The following is a 14,392-nucleotide window of genomic DNA, read 5'->3' as shown; positions in this document are numbered from 1 at the left end:
TCACCGACAACCGACACGAAGGGGTTGACGATGGAACCGACGCCGCAATCCTCAACCGCCGCTCCCGACGCCGGCCACGAGCAGCACGTCAAGAAGCTGACCGCGGACGTCGAGCAGAGCACGCCGAAAGGGGCCGCGGAGCAGCTCATGCAGGAGCCGGATCAGGTGATCGGCAAGGTCCTGCTGGCCCTCAATCACTCGCTCGCCCTGAAAATCCTGTCGCGGTTCAAGAAGGACCGGAAGAGAGCCGTCCTCTCCCTGTTGCCGTCGCCGCAGAGCGAGCAATGGGCCGTGAACCTGACCTTTCCGGTGAACTCCGTCGGCCGGCTGATGGAGCGGCCCATCGGACTGTTCAGCCCGGACCTGACCGTGCGGGAGGCGATCGAGCAGTTGCGAACGATGGTGAAGGAAGCCTTCATCACCTACGGCTACGTGACGGACGCGCAGAAGAAGCTCTTGGGCGTGCTCGTGATGCGGGAGCTGGTGCTCGCGGAGCCGACGCAGCGCGTGGCCGACATCATGCTGCGGGACCCCTTCTTCCTCACCCCGCGCATGGGGGTGCCCGATGCCGTCCGCGCCGTGTGGCACCGGCATTATCCGGTCTATCCGGTGTGCGACGAACAGGGCCGGATCGTCGGCCTGGTCCGCGGCTACGTGCTGTTCGAAGAGCAGAACACCAGGATCAGCGCCCAGGCCGGCCGCATGGTCGGCGTCGAGGAGGAAGAGCGGTTGGCCACGCACTGGTGGCGCAGCTTCAAGTTCCGTCACCCCTGGCTGCAGATCAATCTGCTCACGGCGTTTTTGGCCGCGGGAGTGGTCGGAGTATTTGAAGAAACCATCGGCCAAGTCGTGGCCCTGGCGGTCTTCCTGCCGGTCCTGGCCGGCCAGTCGGGGAACACCGGCTGCCAGGCCCTGGCCGTGACCCTGCGCGGGCTCGCACTGGGGGAGCTGCGCCGCGGCAAGGAGAAACAACAGTTCAGCAAGGAAGCCTTGCTCGGCCTGCTGAACGGCGCGCTCGTGGGAGTGGTGGCGGCGCTGGCGATGTACGGCTACGCCAGCCTGCACGGCCATCCGCACGCCCCGATGTTGGCGGCGGTCGTGCTGCTGGCGATGACCGGGAGCTGCATCGTCAGCGGGGTCTTCGGCGCGCTGGTGCCGATTGCGCTCAAAAAGTTCGGCGCGGACCCGGCCACCGCCTCGAGCATCTTCGTCACCACCGCGACGGACGTGGCCAGCATGGGGCTGTTCCTCTGGCTGGCCACCATGCTGGTCCTGTGACGGTCCCCTAACTCAGAATTCTGCGCCGGGTCAGCTCCCGTTTTGCGTATTCGATGCCCTCGTCCAGCGTCGTGAAGGTGCCGTCGAGCTGGGCCTCGTAGCAGGCGGCGAGGATCCGGCCGACCTGCTGGCCTGGCGCGAGCCCCAGCTCCAGCAGGTGCCGGCCCAGGACGAGCGGCTTGGGCTTCTCCCGCTCCACCCCCAAGGTCCGGCTCTTCTCCAGCAGCCAGGTTCCTGCGGGAAAGCCGTCGAAGGGTCTCGGCGGCCTTCCCATCTGGTCGAAGCGGGCCACCCGCACCAGCCGATCGATCCGGCCCACCTCCCGGGCCAGGCGGCGGACCGCGCTGTCCCCGGCCTTGGCCTCGTACAGGGCCTGCGGCCGCAGGTGCGCGCGCACGAGCGGCGCCACCGCCTCGACGAGGGCCTCCTGGTTCGTGAGTCGGCGGAGAAACGTCACGGTGAGCTCCTCGCTGATCGTCTCGTGCCCGCGCGAATGGATGCGCCCCCGTTCCGTCCTGGTCGCGGCCGGCTTGCCGAGGTCGTGGCAGAGGACGGCGAAGCCCACGATTAAATCTTCCCAGTCGTCGCCGATTCGCTCCCCCGCGAAGGCGTCCAGACAGTGGAGCGTGTGGGTCCACACGTCCCCCTCCGGATGATAGTCCGGCCCCTGCGGGCAGCCGCTGAGCGGGACCAGCTCCGGATAACCGTTCACCCAGCCGCAGTCCTTGAGAAAGCTCAGGCCGCGGGAAGGTCTAACTCCCTTGAGGAGCAGCTTGCGCCACTCCTCGAACACCCGCTCCCTGGCCAACCCCTCGTGGCTCAGGGTCCGGCAGAGCGAGACGGTCTCCGGCGCCACGGTCAGGTCGAACCGGGACGCAAGCTGCACGGCGCGGAGGACGCGCAGCGGGTCTTCGCCGAATTTCTCCGACGTGTGCCGAAGGACACGGGCCTCAAGGTCGCGGAGGCCCCCGTGCGGATCGAGCACTTCGCTGGTGAGCGGATCGAGCGCGATCGCATTGATCGTGAAGTCCCGCCGCGAGGCGGCCTCCCCGACCGTCATGGTCGGATCGTAGGAGGCCGCCGCGGGCACCGCGACGGACTTACGGCAGGGCAGGGACAGATCTATCGGCAGGCCCCGGACCTTGAAGATCCGGAAGGACTGGCCGACGAGCTCGAGAGGGAAGTGCGGCGCCAGCAGGTCGCGCAATCCCTCCGGCGCAATCCCGTAGATTTCGAGGTCCAGGTCCTTGGCTGGAAGGCCGAGGGCCGCGTCACGGACGCAACCGCCCACCAAGAGGGCACGGCCTCCCGCCGCGCGCACGGTCTCGCAGATGGCCGTGAGCGACCGGGCCAGCTCCTGGTCCTCGAATCGCAGAGTGATCCCCATGGGAGCCGATCCTGCACGAACCGGGCACAGGAGGCAAGCGGCAGGAGGCAACCAGCCCGCTTTCCTTCCTGAAGGCTGCTCAAAAACGCTGCCAGCAAGGCCGCAGGAAGCGCGGCGACTGAGGCGTACTTTTGGGGAGGTACGTCGCAGGGAGACGCCGGGTACCCATTGCTTAGCTTCGTGCAATGGGTGATTGAACGAAGCTGGCGGCTTTTTTCAGCAGCCTTACTCGTGCCGGAGGATGGCGAGCGGCCTCTCCCCAAGGAGGCGGAACGTGCTGAGGAAGCCGACCGCCAGGGTCAGGAGGACCGTCAGCAGGAGGCTGACGACGAGGATCTTCGGATGGAACGACCAGCTCAACTCGAAGACGAAATAGAGGAGCGTCCAGGAGAGGACGCTCGCCAGCAGGATGCCGAGCAGGCCCGCCACGGCTCCCAGCATCGCATATTCGGCGGCGAAGGCCTGTGCGACCAACGTTCTCGTGGCGCCCAATGCCTTGAGGATCACGGATTCGTAGAGCCGCCGGTAGCGGGTGGCGGCCAGGGCGGCGGCCATGACGATGCCGCCGGTCAGCACGCAGAAGAGGGCTACGCCCCGGATGGCCAGGGAGAGGCGCTCGACGATCCGCGAAAAACTGTCCAGCACGTCCCCGATGTTGATGGCCGTGACGTTCGGGAAGGCGGCGACCACCGCCTGCTGCAGCGGGACTTCCTGTTCGGGCGGCACCCGGACCGTCGCGACGTAGGTGAACGGCGCCCCGGTCAGTGAGCCGGGCGAGAGGATCATGTAGAAGTTCGTCGAGAAGGTGCTCCAGTCCACCTTGCGGATGCTGGAGACCTCAGCGGTCACCGTGGCCCCCTGGATCTCGAACTCGACCGTGGAGCCGAGGTCCAGACCCAGGTTCCTGGCCGCCTCTTCCTCCACCGACACGAGCGGCCCGGGCGAGAGCTCCCCGGCCGGCCACCACCGGCCCTTGAGGATCACGTTGTCCTTGGGCAGAGAGTCCAGGAACGTCAGCACGTACTCGCGGGTGGCGTACCAGGATTTCCGATCCTCTCGACCCTTCTGTTGGTCTCTTGGCCGCTCCGGCCGGTTCCGCTCGCCCTCAGCCGCCTCCCCGCCGGCCTCCTCCTCCAGCTCCACCGGCTTCCCGTTGAGCGCATGCAGGCGCGAGCGGACGAGTGGCGTCAGCTCGGGACGGGGCACGTTCGGCAGGCTGCCCAACAGATGGATGAAGCCCTCCCGCTGGTCCGGCTGGATGTCAATGAAGAAAAAGGTGGGCGAATTCACCGGCCGGTTCTCCCCCAGCTCGTTGACGAGCGACCGTTCGAGCAGCGAGGCGCCCACGATCACCATGACCCCGATGCCTACCGAGACCATCACCCCCACGGCCTGGCCGCCCGGCCGGTGGAGGTTCCCGATCGCATGACGCAGGGCCAGCGAGCGGGGACCGGGCACGAGCCGGAGGACACGGATCAGGAGCAGCGTGGCCACGTAGAGCACGAGCACCGCCGCAGCCAGGGCCCCGATGAAGAGGAGCCCAACCCGCCAGGAACCGGCCTGCCAGATGGCCAAGCCAGCCAGGCCGAGCCCGATGCCCAGGGCCGTCCCGACGCGCACCCGGTCCACCGACGCGAGGAGCTTCCGCCAGTCCAAGGGAAACAGGGGCTGCCACATGCCTGCGACGGGAAGCACGTCCCGCCGGAAGATCACCGCCGGCCGGACGTCCCTGACGCCCAAAAGCGGCCAGAGGGTGAAGAGCAGCGTGGTCAGGATACCCATGGCCATCCCCTTCAGGATCGGCAGGGCCGCTGAAGCGGATGTCGCCGTCAACTCGATCGCGGCGAGCGGCAGGAGCGTAGCCATCAGCCCGGGAAGCCCGGCTTGCAGGGCCAGGCCGAGGGCGATGCCGACCAGGCTGCCGACCGTCCCGAGCAGCAGGGTCTGGATCAGATAGGTGCGGAGGACCGTTCCCGAATTGGCGCCCACGGTCTTGAGGACGGCGATCGTCGTCATCTTCTCCCGCAGGAAGGCCTGGACCGAGCTGGCCACGCCGATCCCTCCGACGAAGAGGGCGGTCAGGCCGATGAGGCCGAGGTAGCGGGTAAGCTGATCCAGGAAGCGCTTGAGCTGCGGCTGAGCGTCCCGGTAATGGATCACGCGGGCCGACTCCCGCGCAAGCCGGCCGCGCAGCTCAAAGAGCAGCGGCTCGATCGCGGTGCCGGCCGGGACCTTCAGAAGATACCGTTCCCGCACGCGGCTTCCCGGCTTGACGAGCGCAGCGGCGGCGAGCCCTTCTTGCGAGACCATCACGCGGGGTCCCAGGCTGAAGGCCCCGGCCACCCGGTCCGGCTCCTTCTTGAGCACGCCGGTGATCGTGAAGACCGCCTCGCCGATCTTCACCTGCTGGCCGACCGAAAGGCCCAGGCGGATCAGCAGCGACTCCTGCACCACAGCTCCGTAACAGGCTCTCCCTTCCCCCACACCCTCTCCCCGCCGACACACTTCCTCCGGCGGAGCCAGCAAGCGCATCAACGTCTGGTCCGAGTCGAGCACGAGCGCGCCGTAGAAGGGATAGCCCTCCTCCACCGCCTTGAGCTCCACGATCTGCGAAGGAATCCGCTGCGCCGTGGGGTCATCCGTGACCACCGCCGCCATGGCGGCCAGCTCACTCACGTGCGCGACCGCGATCCCGCGCGGGGCGAGTGAACGGAGGACTTCCTGCCCTGTTTCGCTCAGCGGGTGGGAGAGGCGGACTTCCAGGTCGCCCGCCATGAGGCCCCGCGCCTCCCGCGTGACGGCCCGCTCCACCTTAGCCGCGAAGAGGGCCACGCCGACGAGGGCCCCCACTCCCAACGCGATGCAGACGAAGAAGTAGAGGAAATGGCGCCAGGCCGCCCGTGTTTCCCGCCAAGCCATGCGAAGAGAAAACGGGAACGACCTCAGAGAAGGACTACCCTTCATCTCGTTTGATCCGATTCGATCCGGCCGTCGCGGAGGGCCACGACCCGCTCGGCGTAGGAGGCGAGGGCCGGGTCGTGGGTGACGAGCACGAGCGTGCTGCCCTGGTCGCGGTTCAGCGAGAGGAGCAGCTCGATGACCTGCTGCCCGGTGGTCGAGTCCAGGTTGCCGGTCGGCTCGTCGGCCAGGAGGATCGGCGGCCGGCACGCGAAGGCGCGGGCCACCGCCACGCGCTGCTGCTCCCCGCCGGACAGTTGCACCGGATAGTGGCCCAGCCGGTCGCCCAATCCCACTGCGTCGAGGAGCTCGGCCGACCGGTCCCTGGCCTGCGGGTCCCCGTTCAGCTCCAGCGGGACCGCGACATTCTCAAGGGCCGTGAGGGTGGGGATCAGGTGGAAGGACTGGAAGATGTAGCCGATCTTCTGTCGCCGGTAGCGGGCCATCTGGTCTTCGGCCAGGGTGGTGATGTCCACGCCATCCAGCAGGATCGAGCCGGAGGTAGGCCTGTCCAAGCCGGCGATCAGCCCCAGCAGGGTGGACTTGCCGCTCCCCGACGGGCCGACGATCGCGACCATCTGCTTCTCCGGAATCTCCAGCGACACGTTGTTGAGGATCGTGACGGGATGGCCGCCGGCGGTGAGGCACATGAAGAGGTGCTGGATTGAGATCATTCTCCGTCCTCCGAGAGATGCACGTGCACGGGGCGACCAGCGGCTATATTATACTGTGTGGAGGATTTCACAACTGTTTTGCGCATGATCAACGGATCGGCATACCGCGCGCTCTGGCTGCCGGCCATCCTCTTGGCCGCAGTCGGGCTGGCCGCCTGCGACCGGGCCCAGGAGCCGGTCCCCCCTCCCTCCTCTTCCGTCGCCAGCTCGCCGCACGACGGGTTCGGGCAACGGATCGGGACCGACGTTACGAGCCAGCCCGGACGTGGCGGCGACCAGGCCCGTGAAGACCGGCCGCGCATCGTCGCCTTCGGGGACAGTCTGACGGCCGGACTCGGGGTCGCCGCCGAGGACTCCTATCCCTCGCAGTTGCAACGTCGGCTCGACCAGGCCGGCTACCGCTACCGGGTGATCAACGCGGGGGTGAGCGGCGACACGACCGCGGGCGGGGTGCGGCGGGTGGACTGGGTGCTCACGAGCCAGCCGCAACTGGTCATCCTGGAACTGGGCGCGAACGACGGATTACGAGGGCTGAACCTGGACCAGACGCGAGCCAACCTGGAGCGGATCATCGAGCGGCTGCAGGCCGCAGGCGTGACGGTCGTGCTGGCCGGCATGAAGCTGCCGCCCAACTACGGGGCGGAGTACGCAGGCCGGTTCGCGGCCCTCTATCCCGAGCTGGCGCGGAAGTACCGGCTCCCATCCCCGCCGTTCTTTCTGGAGGGGGTCGCCGCCTCGACCTCACTGAACCAGGCGGACGGCATCCACCCGACGGCCGAAGGCTACCGGGTGATCGTGGACCACCTGCTCCCGATCCTGGAGCCGATGCTGGAGAAGCCCGATCGCAGCAAGGGGTAGGCCGCTGTGAACGATGCGGCTGCGTGAGGACACACCAAGCCGGCGACGCACAATCGGACCGTGATCCGAGCTTGTGGTTCCGGTTTGGCGGAAGAGTAAAGACCTGAGGAGGATCAGGACTTCTTCAAGAAGGTGTCGTAGACGCCGTAGGCCAGGATGAGGCCGATCAACGTATAGTACATGTACGAGATGCCGCTGTAATCCGGCGCGCCACCCTTCGGCTCGTTGGCGAGCGCGAGGGACGCCCCCATCAGCACGGACAAGGCACCGCTCCACAACTGCACACCGACTCTTCTCATGGGAACAACCTCCTATGGTTCAGGCCGGGACCCCCGGCCGCAAAATGGGGGCGATTGTACCGAAACGCCTGACCCGGCGCAAGGGGGTTGACGCTCTCTCCGCACAGCCGACTCGTTCAGGTTTTTGTGGCGTGGCACGATCCGGCGCGGTACAATCGCGCGCCTTCGTCGCAGACCGTGCCGGCGTAGCGGAGATTCCCGCGCATGAATGGATGGATCAGTCTCTGGTTCCAGTGGGTCCACGATTGGGGCTATCCCGGGATCGTGGTCCTGATGGCGATGGAGAGCTCTATCGTGCCGATTCCCAGCGAGGTGGTGATCCCGCCCGCCGCCTATTGGGCGGCGCAGGGCCGGTACAGCTTCGGCGGCGTCGTCCTGGCGGGCACGGTCGGAAGCTACATCGGGGCGGCGGTCACCTACTGGGCGGCCCGGTGGCTTGGACGTCCTTTGCTGATCCGCTATGGGAAGTACGTCTTCTGTCCCGAAGACAAGCTGCTCCGGGCCGAGCGGTGGCTCGCCCGCTACGAGGCCGGCGGGGTTTTCTTCGCCCGGCTGGTGCCGGTGGTCCGGCACCTGATCGGCATCCCGGCCGGAATCGTGCGGATGCCCTTCGGGCTTTACAGCGCGATGACGATCGTGGGCGCGGGTCTCTGGTGTTGGGTCCTGGCCTGGTACGGCGGGAATCTGCTGGGGGATCAGCCGGACTTGGTCGCCAACCCCGGCCGCCTGGTGCAAGTGCTGCGTGAACGTTCCTGGCTGGTGGGGGGCGGCGCGCTGCTGCTCTGTGTGCTCTACGTGCTAGTCATGCGGCTCACGGCTAAGCCCGCCGCTACCGGCCGACGAGAGTAAAGCCCCCCAGCAAGCTGGGGGGTCTTTACTGACTGGCTCCATGAGTTTCCAGACTCTCTCAACCTCCTGGGCTAGGCCCGCTGCGGCGGGCTTAGAGGATGCGAAGTTCCCATAGTCCGTGAGAGCTCGGTACCAGCCCTGCCAGTCCTGTTGACTTGCTCGCTTCCCCGATCGCTCAAGATGTTCTTGCCACACGTCAAGTGATTTATCCCAGTAAAGCTTGGCGAGTTTCCGGTCACCCATATCAGTGGAAGCTCCTGCAAGCAAGGAATAGCCCCTCGCAAGAAGTGCTTGATCCCTCTTTGTCCGCTCAAAATAGTCGGTATACTTCCTGACGTACGGTAAAGCCAATCCGTTCCGATACGATGTTGAATAGTATTGAGCTAGAACATTGTGCAGAATAGCTTGATTGTATTCGTCGTTTTGCAGGTACCGCGGCGCTTCGTTGTAAAACTGCAAGGCATCCTCGTCATTTCCAGGGCGTACCCCAACGTTACGGACTATTTCACGAAGGCTCTCAAGACCTTTCAGCCGCAACATAGCATTAAGGAAATTGGTCTTCGGGGAAGGGTCGGTGATCTCTTCGCGCAGGAGGGACAGGGCGGATGGCCAATCTTTCTCGGTGACAGCCTGTTGGTACAGGCGGGCCCGTTCACCTTCCCAGGTGACTCCGTATAGATTTGCCTTATATGTGCCGGGTGCGCACCCAAAGGCAAAAACCACCAGCAACGATGCCACTAACCTACCGGCGGCACCTCGTTGTCCTTAGCATGGAGACCTCCATGGACTTATGGGGAGGGATGGCCGAAACGGTGGAGAATTCCAGGTCAAAAATCATCGGCCACTGGCCGAAAAAGTAGCAAGCTCGACTGACCGTAGCAATGCGCGAAACGGCGTAAGCGGTTCGGGCTCTGCCTTTGTGCCAATGTGCCAATGCTGATTGACACGGCAGTTCCGCCTCTGCTACGGTCCGCCAGTGAGGGATGATATGGCTTCTCTCCCGTCGAAACGGGCCCGACTCAGCATTGATGTGCCGCCCCAGGCCCGCCGGCGCATTCGCATCGCCGCGGCCAAGCGGGACCTTCCCATCAGCCAGTATGTCCTGGAAGCGGTTGAGGCTCGCCTGAAGGAAGACCTGGGCAACGAGGCCGATCAGGACCATCTCTTGGCCTTGACGTCGAAGGCCGATCCCGTGCTGGCTGCCCTGTGGGACAACGACAAAGACGCCGCCTATGATCGACTGTGATCACGGCGATGTCGTGCTGGTGAATTTCGTCTTCTCCGACGAAAGCGGTGTCAAGCGCCGGCCGGCTCTGGTGCTGAGCGTCCCCCGCTACCATCAGAAGCGCCGCGAAACCATCGTGGCGGCGATCACCAGCAATGTCAGTCGAATCCTCTTTGGGGATTTCAAGCTGAACGACTGGCGCCAATCCGGCCTCCTGCACCCGTCCGTTGTGACCGGAGTGGTCAGGACGATCAAACAGGATATGATCCATCGAAAACTTGGGTCGGCTTCTGAAAGCGATTTCCAAGAGGTCCGTCAACGGCTGCGCGAGGTGTTCGATCTGTAAAGCCCGAAACGTTGTGACAACGCTTCTTCCTCACCTTCGCCGCTCCCCCATCGGGGAAGCGGAAGCGCTAGGCAGCCGCAGGCTTCGCCAGAGGTACCAGGAGGCGACGCTCTCGTAGGGATGCCAGGGCTCCCCGAGCCTTTTGATGGTCCTGGCGGCCGGCAGGGTCTTGAACCCGTACCAGCGCTGGATCGCCTTCCTGATCCCCAAGTCGTCCACCGGCAGCACGTCCGGCCGGTTGAGCGAGAAGATGAGGAACATCTCCGCCGTCCATCGGCCGATCCCGTGGACCGAGGTGAGCGCCGCGATGACCTCTTCGTTCGACTGGCGCCCCAGCCGCCGGGGCTGAACCCGTCCGTCCAGGAAGCCCGCCGCCAAGTCCTTCAGATAGCTCGCCTTCTGACCGGACAGGCCCACGGCCTTCAGGCGCCGAAGCGGCGTCGCGGCGACCGTCTCCGGCGTGGGACGCCGCTTCGGATAGAGCGTCACGAACCGGTCGTAGATCACCTCGGCCACGACGATGGAGAGCTGCTGGGAGACGATCGAATCACAGAGGGTCGCGAAGTGGTGACGCCGCGGCCGCAACGTGCAGGGCCCGACCCGGGCGATGAGGGTCTGCATGACCGGATCGGCTTGCGCCAGACGGCGACAGGCTTCATCGAATCCGTTCGACGCAGTGAGGCGGCGGTCGGAAGCGGGCAGGAGAGCCATCGTCTCAATGCTAAATGCTGTACGCTGAACGCAAAATGCAGAGCGTTGAAAGCAAGGCGGCGGGAATCTTCAATTCAGCGTTCATCGTCCAGCATTTCGAGCTAAATCCTCGAATGCGTGCCGTCGCAGAAGGGCGGCTTTTTTGTGTGCTTGCATCCGCAGAAGGCGACCCGCTTTCGTTCCCTGAACTCGACTTCGACCGGCGCGAACTCCGTGCCCGTGTGGGACCCGTCGCAAAACGGCTGCGTTTTCGACCGTCCGCACCGGCACCACCAATACTTGCCCGGCTCCACCTCCAGCACGTACGGCGTCCGCTGGGCAACCACCACCTGATCGGCCATGTTTTCCTCCGGCAAACGGCTGCGGGGTTTCGAGGCACGGGGCACGCGGTTGTGGGCTTGCAGGATCTCACCACGTGCCCCTTCGCCTCGGGCCTCGCGCCCCGACAGTAGCGGCATTGTACTTGAACACAATCCGGGAAATAAAGGCGTGAATCACCGGCAGCGGCGGGGCGGACCGTGGGGGCTCATCGGCGTCAGCCAGACGTAATCCGCCACCGAGTCTTTGAGCAGCGACCGGATCTCTTCGGCGCGGGAGGGATCGTACGACGACAAATAGATGGTGACCTGTCGGACCGACTCGGCCCGCCGGCTGACCCGGTCGGGCACCGGCAGGCGATACTGGATGTGGCCGCTGCCCGTGTAGCTGACGATCGGGCCGAGCGGCTCCGTCTGTTGCGCAGCTCCAGCGGCCTTCAGCCGATCGGCGATGGTCTTGGCCATGCCCTCATCGCGAAAGACCGAGGCCTCGTACATCCGCTCGTAGGCGTCGTCGGCCATCCCGCCGTGGCAGAGCCGCAGTTGGTTGACGATGATCTCCCGATAGGCCGGCTCCTCGACTAGGACCTCCTCCTTCATGCCCCACCGCGCCATCTCCGGATCGTCCTTGGCGCGGGACAGGCCCTGCATCGCCACCTTGCGGACGAGGGACTTGGGGGGATTGAGCGCCAGGACGGCCAGCCGCTGTTCCCGCGCCAGACGGACCAGCGGCTCATAGTCCTCGAAGGCACCGCCCCAGTTCTGCTCCCACAGAGACTCCCGCAGGAACCGATCCCGCGCCTCGCTCGGGTCCGCCAGGTACCGGTCCAGGGCCTCCTGCCCGTCCCAGCCGAACATCTCCACCGCCAGGATCGGCCGGCGCCCCCGATCCAGGAGGCTCCGGAGGACGAGGAGCGCCGCTTCGATATGCCACCGATTATGGTGCTCTTCGCCCAGGTAGATGACGTCCACGGCCGCCAGATCCGGGGCGAGCTGTTCGAAGGGAATCGGCTTGCCGCTCTTCACCTCCCAGACCTGCCATTCCCGAAACAGCGGCAGCGAGTCGCCCGACTCGGAGGACGGTTCCGCCGCCCACGGGAGAAGGGACTGGGTGAGCAGCAGCCAGAGGAGCAGGAACGCGGCGGAGAATACCCGACGACGGAGCGCGCGAACCATGAGAAGACCTTCCATCATTGGGAAGCGAACCAGTTTCTACCTAACACAGGGGCGGGCGAGCGGCAAGCGCGACCTTGACTGGTTTGGAAAACCGAGACTATCCTGCCGCTCCCATGACGCTCGATCCGCAGCTCCTCGCCGAGTTCAGAGCCAAGCTGGCCCAAGCCCGCGATGCCGATCCCGCTGCCTGGGAAGCCTCGCGTCGGTTGGTCAGCCAGCCGATGGTCCAGGCCACGCTGACGCGGCTGGCCGAAGCGGTCCGGACCTCTTCGCTGGCTGCTCCCCTGCGCGACGCCCTCCTCCAAGGGCTCAGCCAGGGGCAGGCGGATCGCATTCAATCGCTCTCCGGCGACGCGCTGAAGCTCATGACCGGCCTTCCGCCGACCAAGGCGATCCGCTCGCTCTGCCTCCTGTTCGGACTGACCGGGGACCGGACAGCCCCTGGGCAACCTCCGTTGGCACCGGACCTTGTCGAAGCTTTCGTGCGGAGCCACCGCAACCCCTTCGACCTCTTGCTGGAGACGGAACAGCCCTCCCTCCTGGATCTGGGCGCCGGCGACCTCTCCTTCGTGGAGGAATTGACCGGGCAGTATCTCCCACGGCTGCACGAGTCCGGCCGATCGCTGACCGTCCATGGAATTGACCGGCTGCAACCGGGCTCCAAGCTCGGCGGGGTGCTCCAGGCCGATCCCGGCCGGCTGGCGCGGCTGCGTCACGAGGGAGCCCGTGGCCCTCAGTTCCAATTCTGGCACGGCCAGGACCTGTTCGACCTCGGGAGACTCAAGAAGCTGCTCCCCCGTTATACGATCGTGACCTGCCATGCGCCCCCCACGCCGACCGTCGCCTTCGAGCCGACGAGACTGGCCCCCTCCGTCATTGACGCCCACCTCCGGGCCACCAAAGGCCGGTTCCGGAAGGTCCGGGTGGAGGGGGAAGAGGCGCTGGAGGTCCTGCACGGGGGACGGGCTCTGCTGTTTCCCCCCTGGAAGTTCGAGATTCGCGGGCCCCTGGCCCTGCTCGAAGTGCTCGCGCGGCGCGGGACATTGGGCGTCCTCTCGGCGGTGGACACGGAGGTCTTCTGGGAGCTGCTGGCGCAATTGCTGGAAGACCAGCAGGTGCGGCCGCGCGACGTGATCTTCACCCAGGCAATCCTGCCGCAGGTCTTCGGCGTTGTGTACGAACGGCTGACCGCCTTGCCGGTCGGCGGCTCCGTCTCGCTCGGCGAGCTGGCGCCGCTCCGTCAGGCCTTGCCCTCCGTGCTCGACGGTCCGAAGGGCCGGCCCTTCCGCTTCCGTTACGTCGAGATTCGCCGCGGAGCCGTCTTCGCGGGCCTGCCGGCCAGCCGCACCGCGCGGCTGTTCACGGACATGAAGGAGGAGGCGCCGCCCTGGATGCTGATCCTGGTGCCGGAGTAACGGACGGAAAACGGCTTGCCTTCCTTCGGGCAAGGCTCTATGATTCAGCTCATACACTAGATGAGCGTGAATTATACACCACGTAGCATAACTGGAGGGCAGACCGTGGCAAGAACCAACATTGATCTCGACAGCCGCCTGGTCCGGGAGGGCTTGCGACTCTACAAGTGCAAATCGAAGCGGGAGCTGGTGAATTTGGCGTTGAAACAGCTCCTCAGGGACGCCAAGCGGAAAGAGATCTTGACCCTGCGCGGGCGAGTTAAGTGGGAAGGCGATCTGGCGGCGCTGCGCCGTAGCCGATCATGATCGTCGCGGACACCACAGTCTGGATTGATTTCCTGGAGGCCAGGGCGACGCCGCAGGACCTCCATCTCACGCGCCTCATTGAGGAGGGCGCGCCTGTTGGGCTCACGGACATGATCTACTGTGAAGTGCTGCAGGGGATCGGGCCGGACGCAACCTTTCGAAGGACTCGTGAGCTCTTGCGGGCTTTTCCCATCCTCTGCGTCAGCGGCCTTGAGACGTTCGAGGAAGCTTCGGCGATCTACCGGGCCTGCCGCAAGAAGGGATTGACGATCCGCAGCACCGTGGACTGTCTGATTGCGGCCGTCTGTCTGGAGGCCGGGGCGGAGCTGTTCCACAACGATCGGGACTTCGACGCGATTGCCAAGGTGCGCGGCCTCCGGCTTCATCGGATGTTGCCCAAAGAGGTTGTCTAACGCGGCCGTCACTGCGCTGGAGGGTTCTATGCGACACAGTGGCACTTCCCTCGCTGTCGTGCCCCACTTAAGGTTTGGACAGGTAGAATAGGTCAGGAGGGATAATGGAAGCGACGATCAAACCTGTCCAGAATGGGCGTGGGCGGAAGCGGCGGTGGCCGGCTGAGCAGAAGCTCGCAG

At 65.6% G+C, this 14,392-nt stretch carries 15 protein-coding genes; 8 read left to right on the top strand and 7 right to left on the bottom strand.

Annotated elements, in window-relative coordinates; genetic code table 11:
* Positions 1–30: 30 nt before the first annotated feature.
* Entirely contained in the window at positions 31–1,278 is a 1,248-nt protein-coding gene (locus AB1411_03610) for a magnesium transporter (GenBank protein ID MEW6542678.1), read from the top strand.
* 7 nt (positions 1,279–1,285) lie between these two features.
* Here the strand turns inward: AB1411_03610 and AB1411_03605 are convergent, their stop codons facing one another.
* From AB1411_03605 to AB1411_03595, 3 genes are all read right to left on the bottom strand, one after another.
* The gene (locus tag AB1411_03605; GenBank protein ID MEW6542677.1) at positions 1,286–2,665 is read right to left on the bottom strand and encodes an HD domain-containing protein; all 1,380 of its coding nucleotides are present in this window, start codon (positions 2,663–2,665) and stop codon (positions 1,286–1,288) included.
* 225 nt (positions 2,666–2,890) lie between these two features.
* Positions 2,891–5,584 (bottom strand): FtsX-like permease family protein, encoded by a 2,694-nt coding sequence (locus AB1411_03600; GenBank protein MEW6542676.1) that lies wholly within the window; start codon positions 5,582–5,584, stop codon positions 2,891–2,893.
* Between the two features lie 41 nt (positions 5,585–5,625).
* Positions 5,626–6,297, bottom strand: coding sequence for an ABC transporter ATP-binding protein (locus AB1411_03595; protein ID MEW6542675.1), 672 nt, complete (start codon positions 6,295–6,297; stop codon positions 5,626–5,628).
* An 84-nt stretch (positions 6,298–6,381) separates the two neighbouring features.
* Here AB1411_03595 and AB1411_03590 point away from each other — a divergent pair, with 84 nt between their 5' ends.
* Complete coding sequence (locus AB1411_03590; GenBank protein ID MEW6542674.1) at positions 6,382–7,155, top strand: arylesterase; 774 nt, start codon at positions 6,382–6,384, stop codon at positions 7,153–7,155.
* 113 nt (positions 7,156–7,268) lie between these two features.
* Here AB1411_03590 and AB1411_03585 read toward each other — a convergent pair whose 3' ends face one another.
* On the bottom strand, positions 7,269–7,454 hold the full coding sequence (locus tag AB1411_03585) for a hypothetical protein (GenBank protein ID MEW6542673.1): 186 nt from the start codon (positions 7,452–7,454) through the stop codon (positions 7,269–7,271).
* A 204-nt stretch (positions 7,455–7,658) separates the two neighbouring features.
* Here AB1411_03585 and AB1411_03580 point away from each other — a divergent pair, with 204 nt between their 5' ends.
* From AB1411_03580 to AB1411_03570, 3 genes are all read left to right on the top strand, one after another.
* A complete protein-coding gene (locus tag AB1411_03580) occupies positions 7,659–8,303 on the top strand; it encodes a DedA family protein (GenBank protein ID MEW6542672.1) in 645 nt (214 codons plus the stop codon).
* Positions 8,304–9,291: 988 nt separating this feature from the next.
* Positions 9,292–9,549, top strand: a complete 258-nt coding sequence (locus AB1411_03575; protein ID MEW6542671.1) for a hypothetical protein — start codon at positions 9,292–9,294, stop codon at positions 9,547–9,549.
* Positions 9,536–9,874, top strand: a complete 339-nt coding sequence (locus AB1411_03570; protein ID MEW6542670.1) for a type II toxin-antitoxin system PemK/MazF family toxin — start codon at positions 9,536–9,538, stop codon at positions 9,872–9,874. Before AB1411_03575 ends, AB1411_03570 begins: the two co-directional genes overlap by 14 nt.
* Positions 9,875–9,904: 30 nt before the next feature.
* Here the strand turns inward: AB1411_03570 and AB1411_03565 are convergent, their stop codons facing one another.
* The 3 genes from AB1411_03565 to AB1411_03555 all read right to left on the bottom strand — a co-directional run bounded on the left by AB1411_03565 (position 9,905) and on the right by AB1411_03555 (position 12,078).
* Positions 9,905–10,495 (bottom strand): DNA-3-methyladenine glycosylase 2 family protein, encoded by a 591-nt coding sequence (locus AB1411_03565; GenBank protein MEW6542669.1) that lies wholly within the window; start codon positions 10,493–10,495, stop codon positions 9,905–9,907.
* A 191-nt stretch (positions 10,496–10,686) separates the two neighbouring features.
* Positions 10,687–10,926 carry a CDGSH iron-sulfur domain-containing protein gene (locus AB1411_03560; protein MEW6542668.1) on the bottom strand — a complete coding sequence of 80 codons (240 nt, stop codon included), beginning with the start codon at positions 10,924–10,926 and terminating at the stop codon, positions 10,687–10,689.
* Between the two features lie 153 nt (positions 10,927–11,079).
* On the bottom strand, positions 11,080–12,078 hold the full coding sequence (locus AB1411_03555) for a ChaN family lipoprotein (protein MEW6542667.1): 999 nt from the start codon (positions 12,076–12,078) through the stop codon (positions 11,080–11,082).
* Positions 12,079–12,191: 113 nt separating this feature from the next.
* On the opposite strand from AB1411_03555, the gene AB1411_03550 reads away from it, so the two are divergent.
* From AB1411_03550 to AB1411_03540, 3 genes are all read left to right on the top strand, one after another.
* Positions 12,192–13,493 carry a hypothetical protein gene (locus AB1411_03550; GenBank protein MEW6542666.1) on the top strand — a complete coding sequence of 434 codons (1,302 nt, stop codon included), beginning with the start codon at positions 12,192–12,194 and terminating at the stop codon, positions 13,491–13,493.
* Positions 13,494–13,598: 105 nt separating this feature from the next.
* Positions 13,599–13,799: a type II toxin-antitoxin system VapB family antitoxin gene (locus tag AB1411_03545; protein ID MEW6542665.1), complete on the top strand. Its 201-nt coding sequence runs from the start codon at positions 13,599–13,601 to the stop codon at positions 13,797–13,799.
* Positions 13,796–14,212: a PIN domain nuclease gene (locus AB1411_03540; GenBank protein MEW6542664.1), complete on the top strand. Its 417-nt coding sequence runs from the start codon at positions 13,796–13,798 to the stop codon at positions 14,210–14,212. Before AB1411_03545 ends, AB1411_03540 begins: the two co-directional genes overlap by 4 nt.
* Positions 14,213–14,392: the final 180 nt, after the last annotated feature.

The organism is Nitrospirota bacterium (assembly GCA_040757595.1).
GTDB lineage: Bacteria > Nitrospirota > Nitrospiria > Nitrospirales > Nitrospiraceae > JBFLWP01.
The sequence above is the reverse complement of the archived record's forward strand: the minus strand, read 5'-3'. Positions and strand labels throughout refer to the sequence as shown.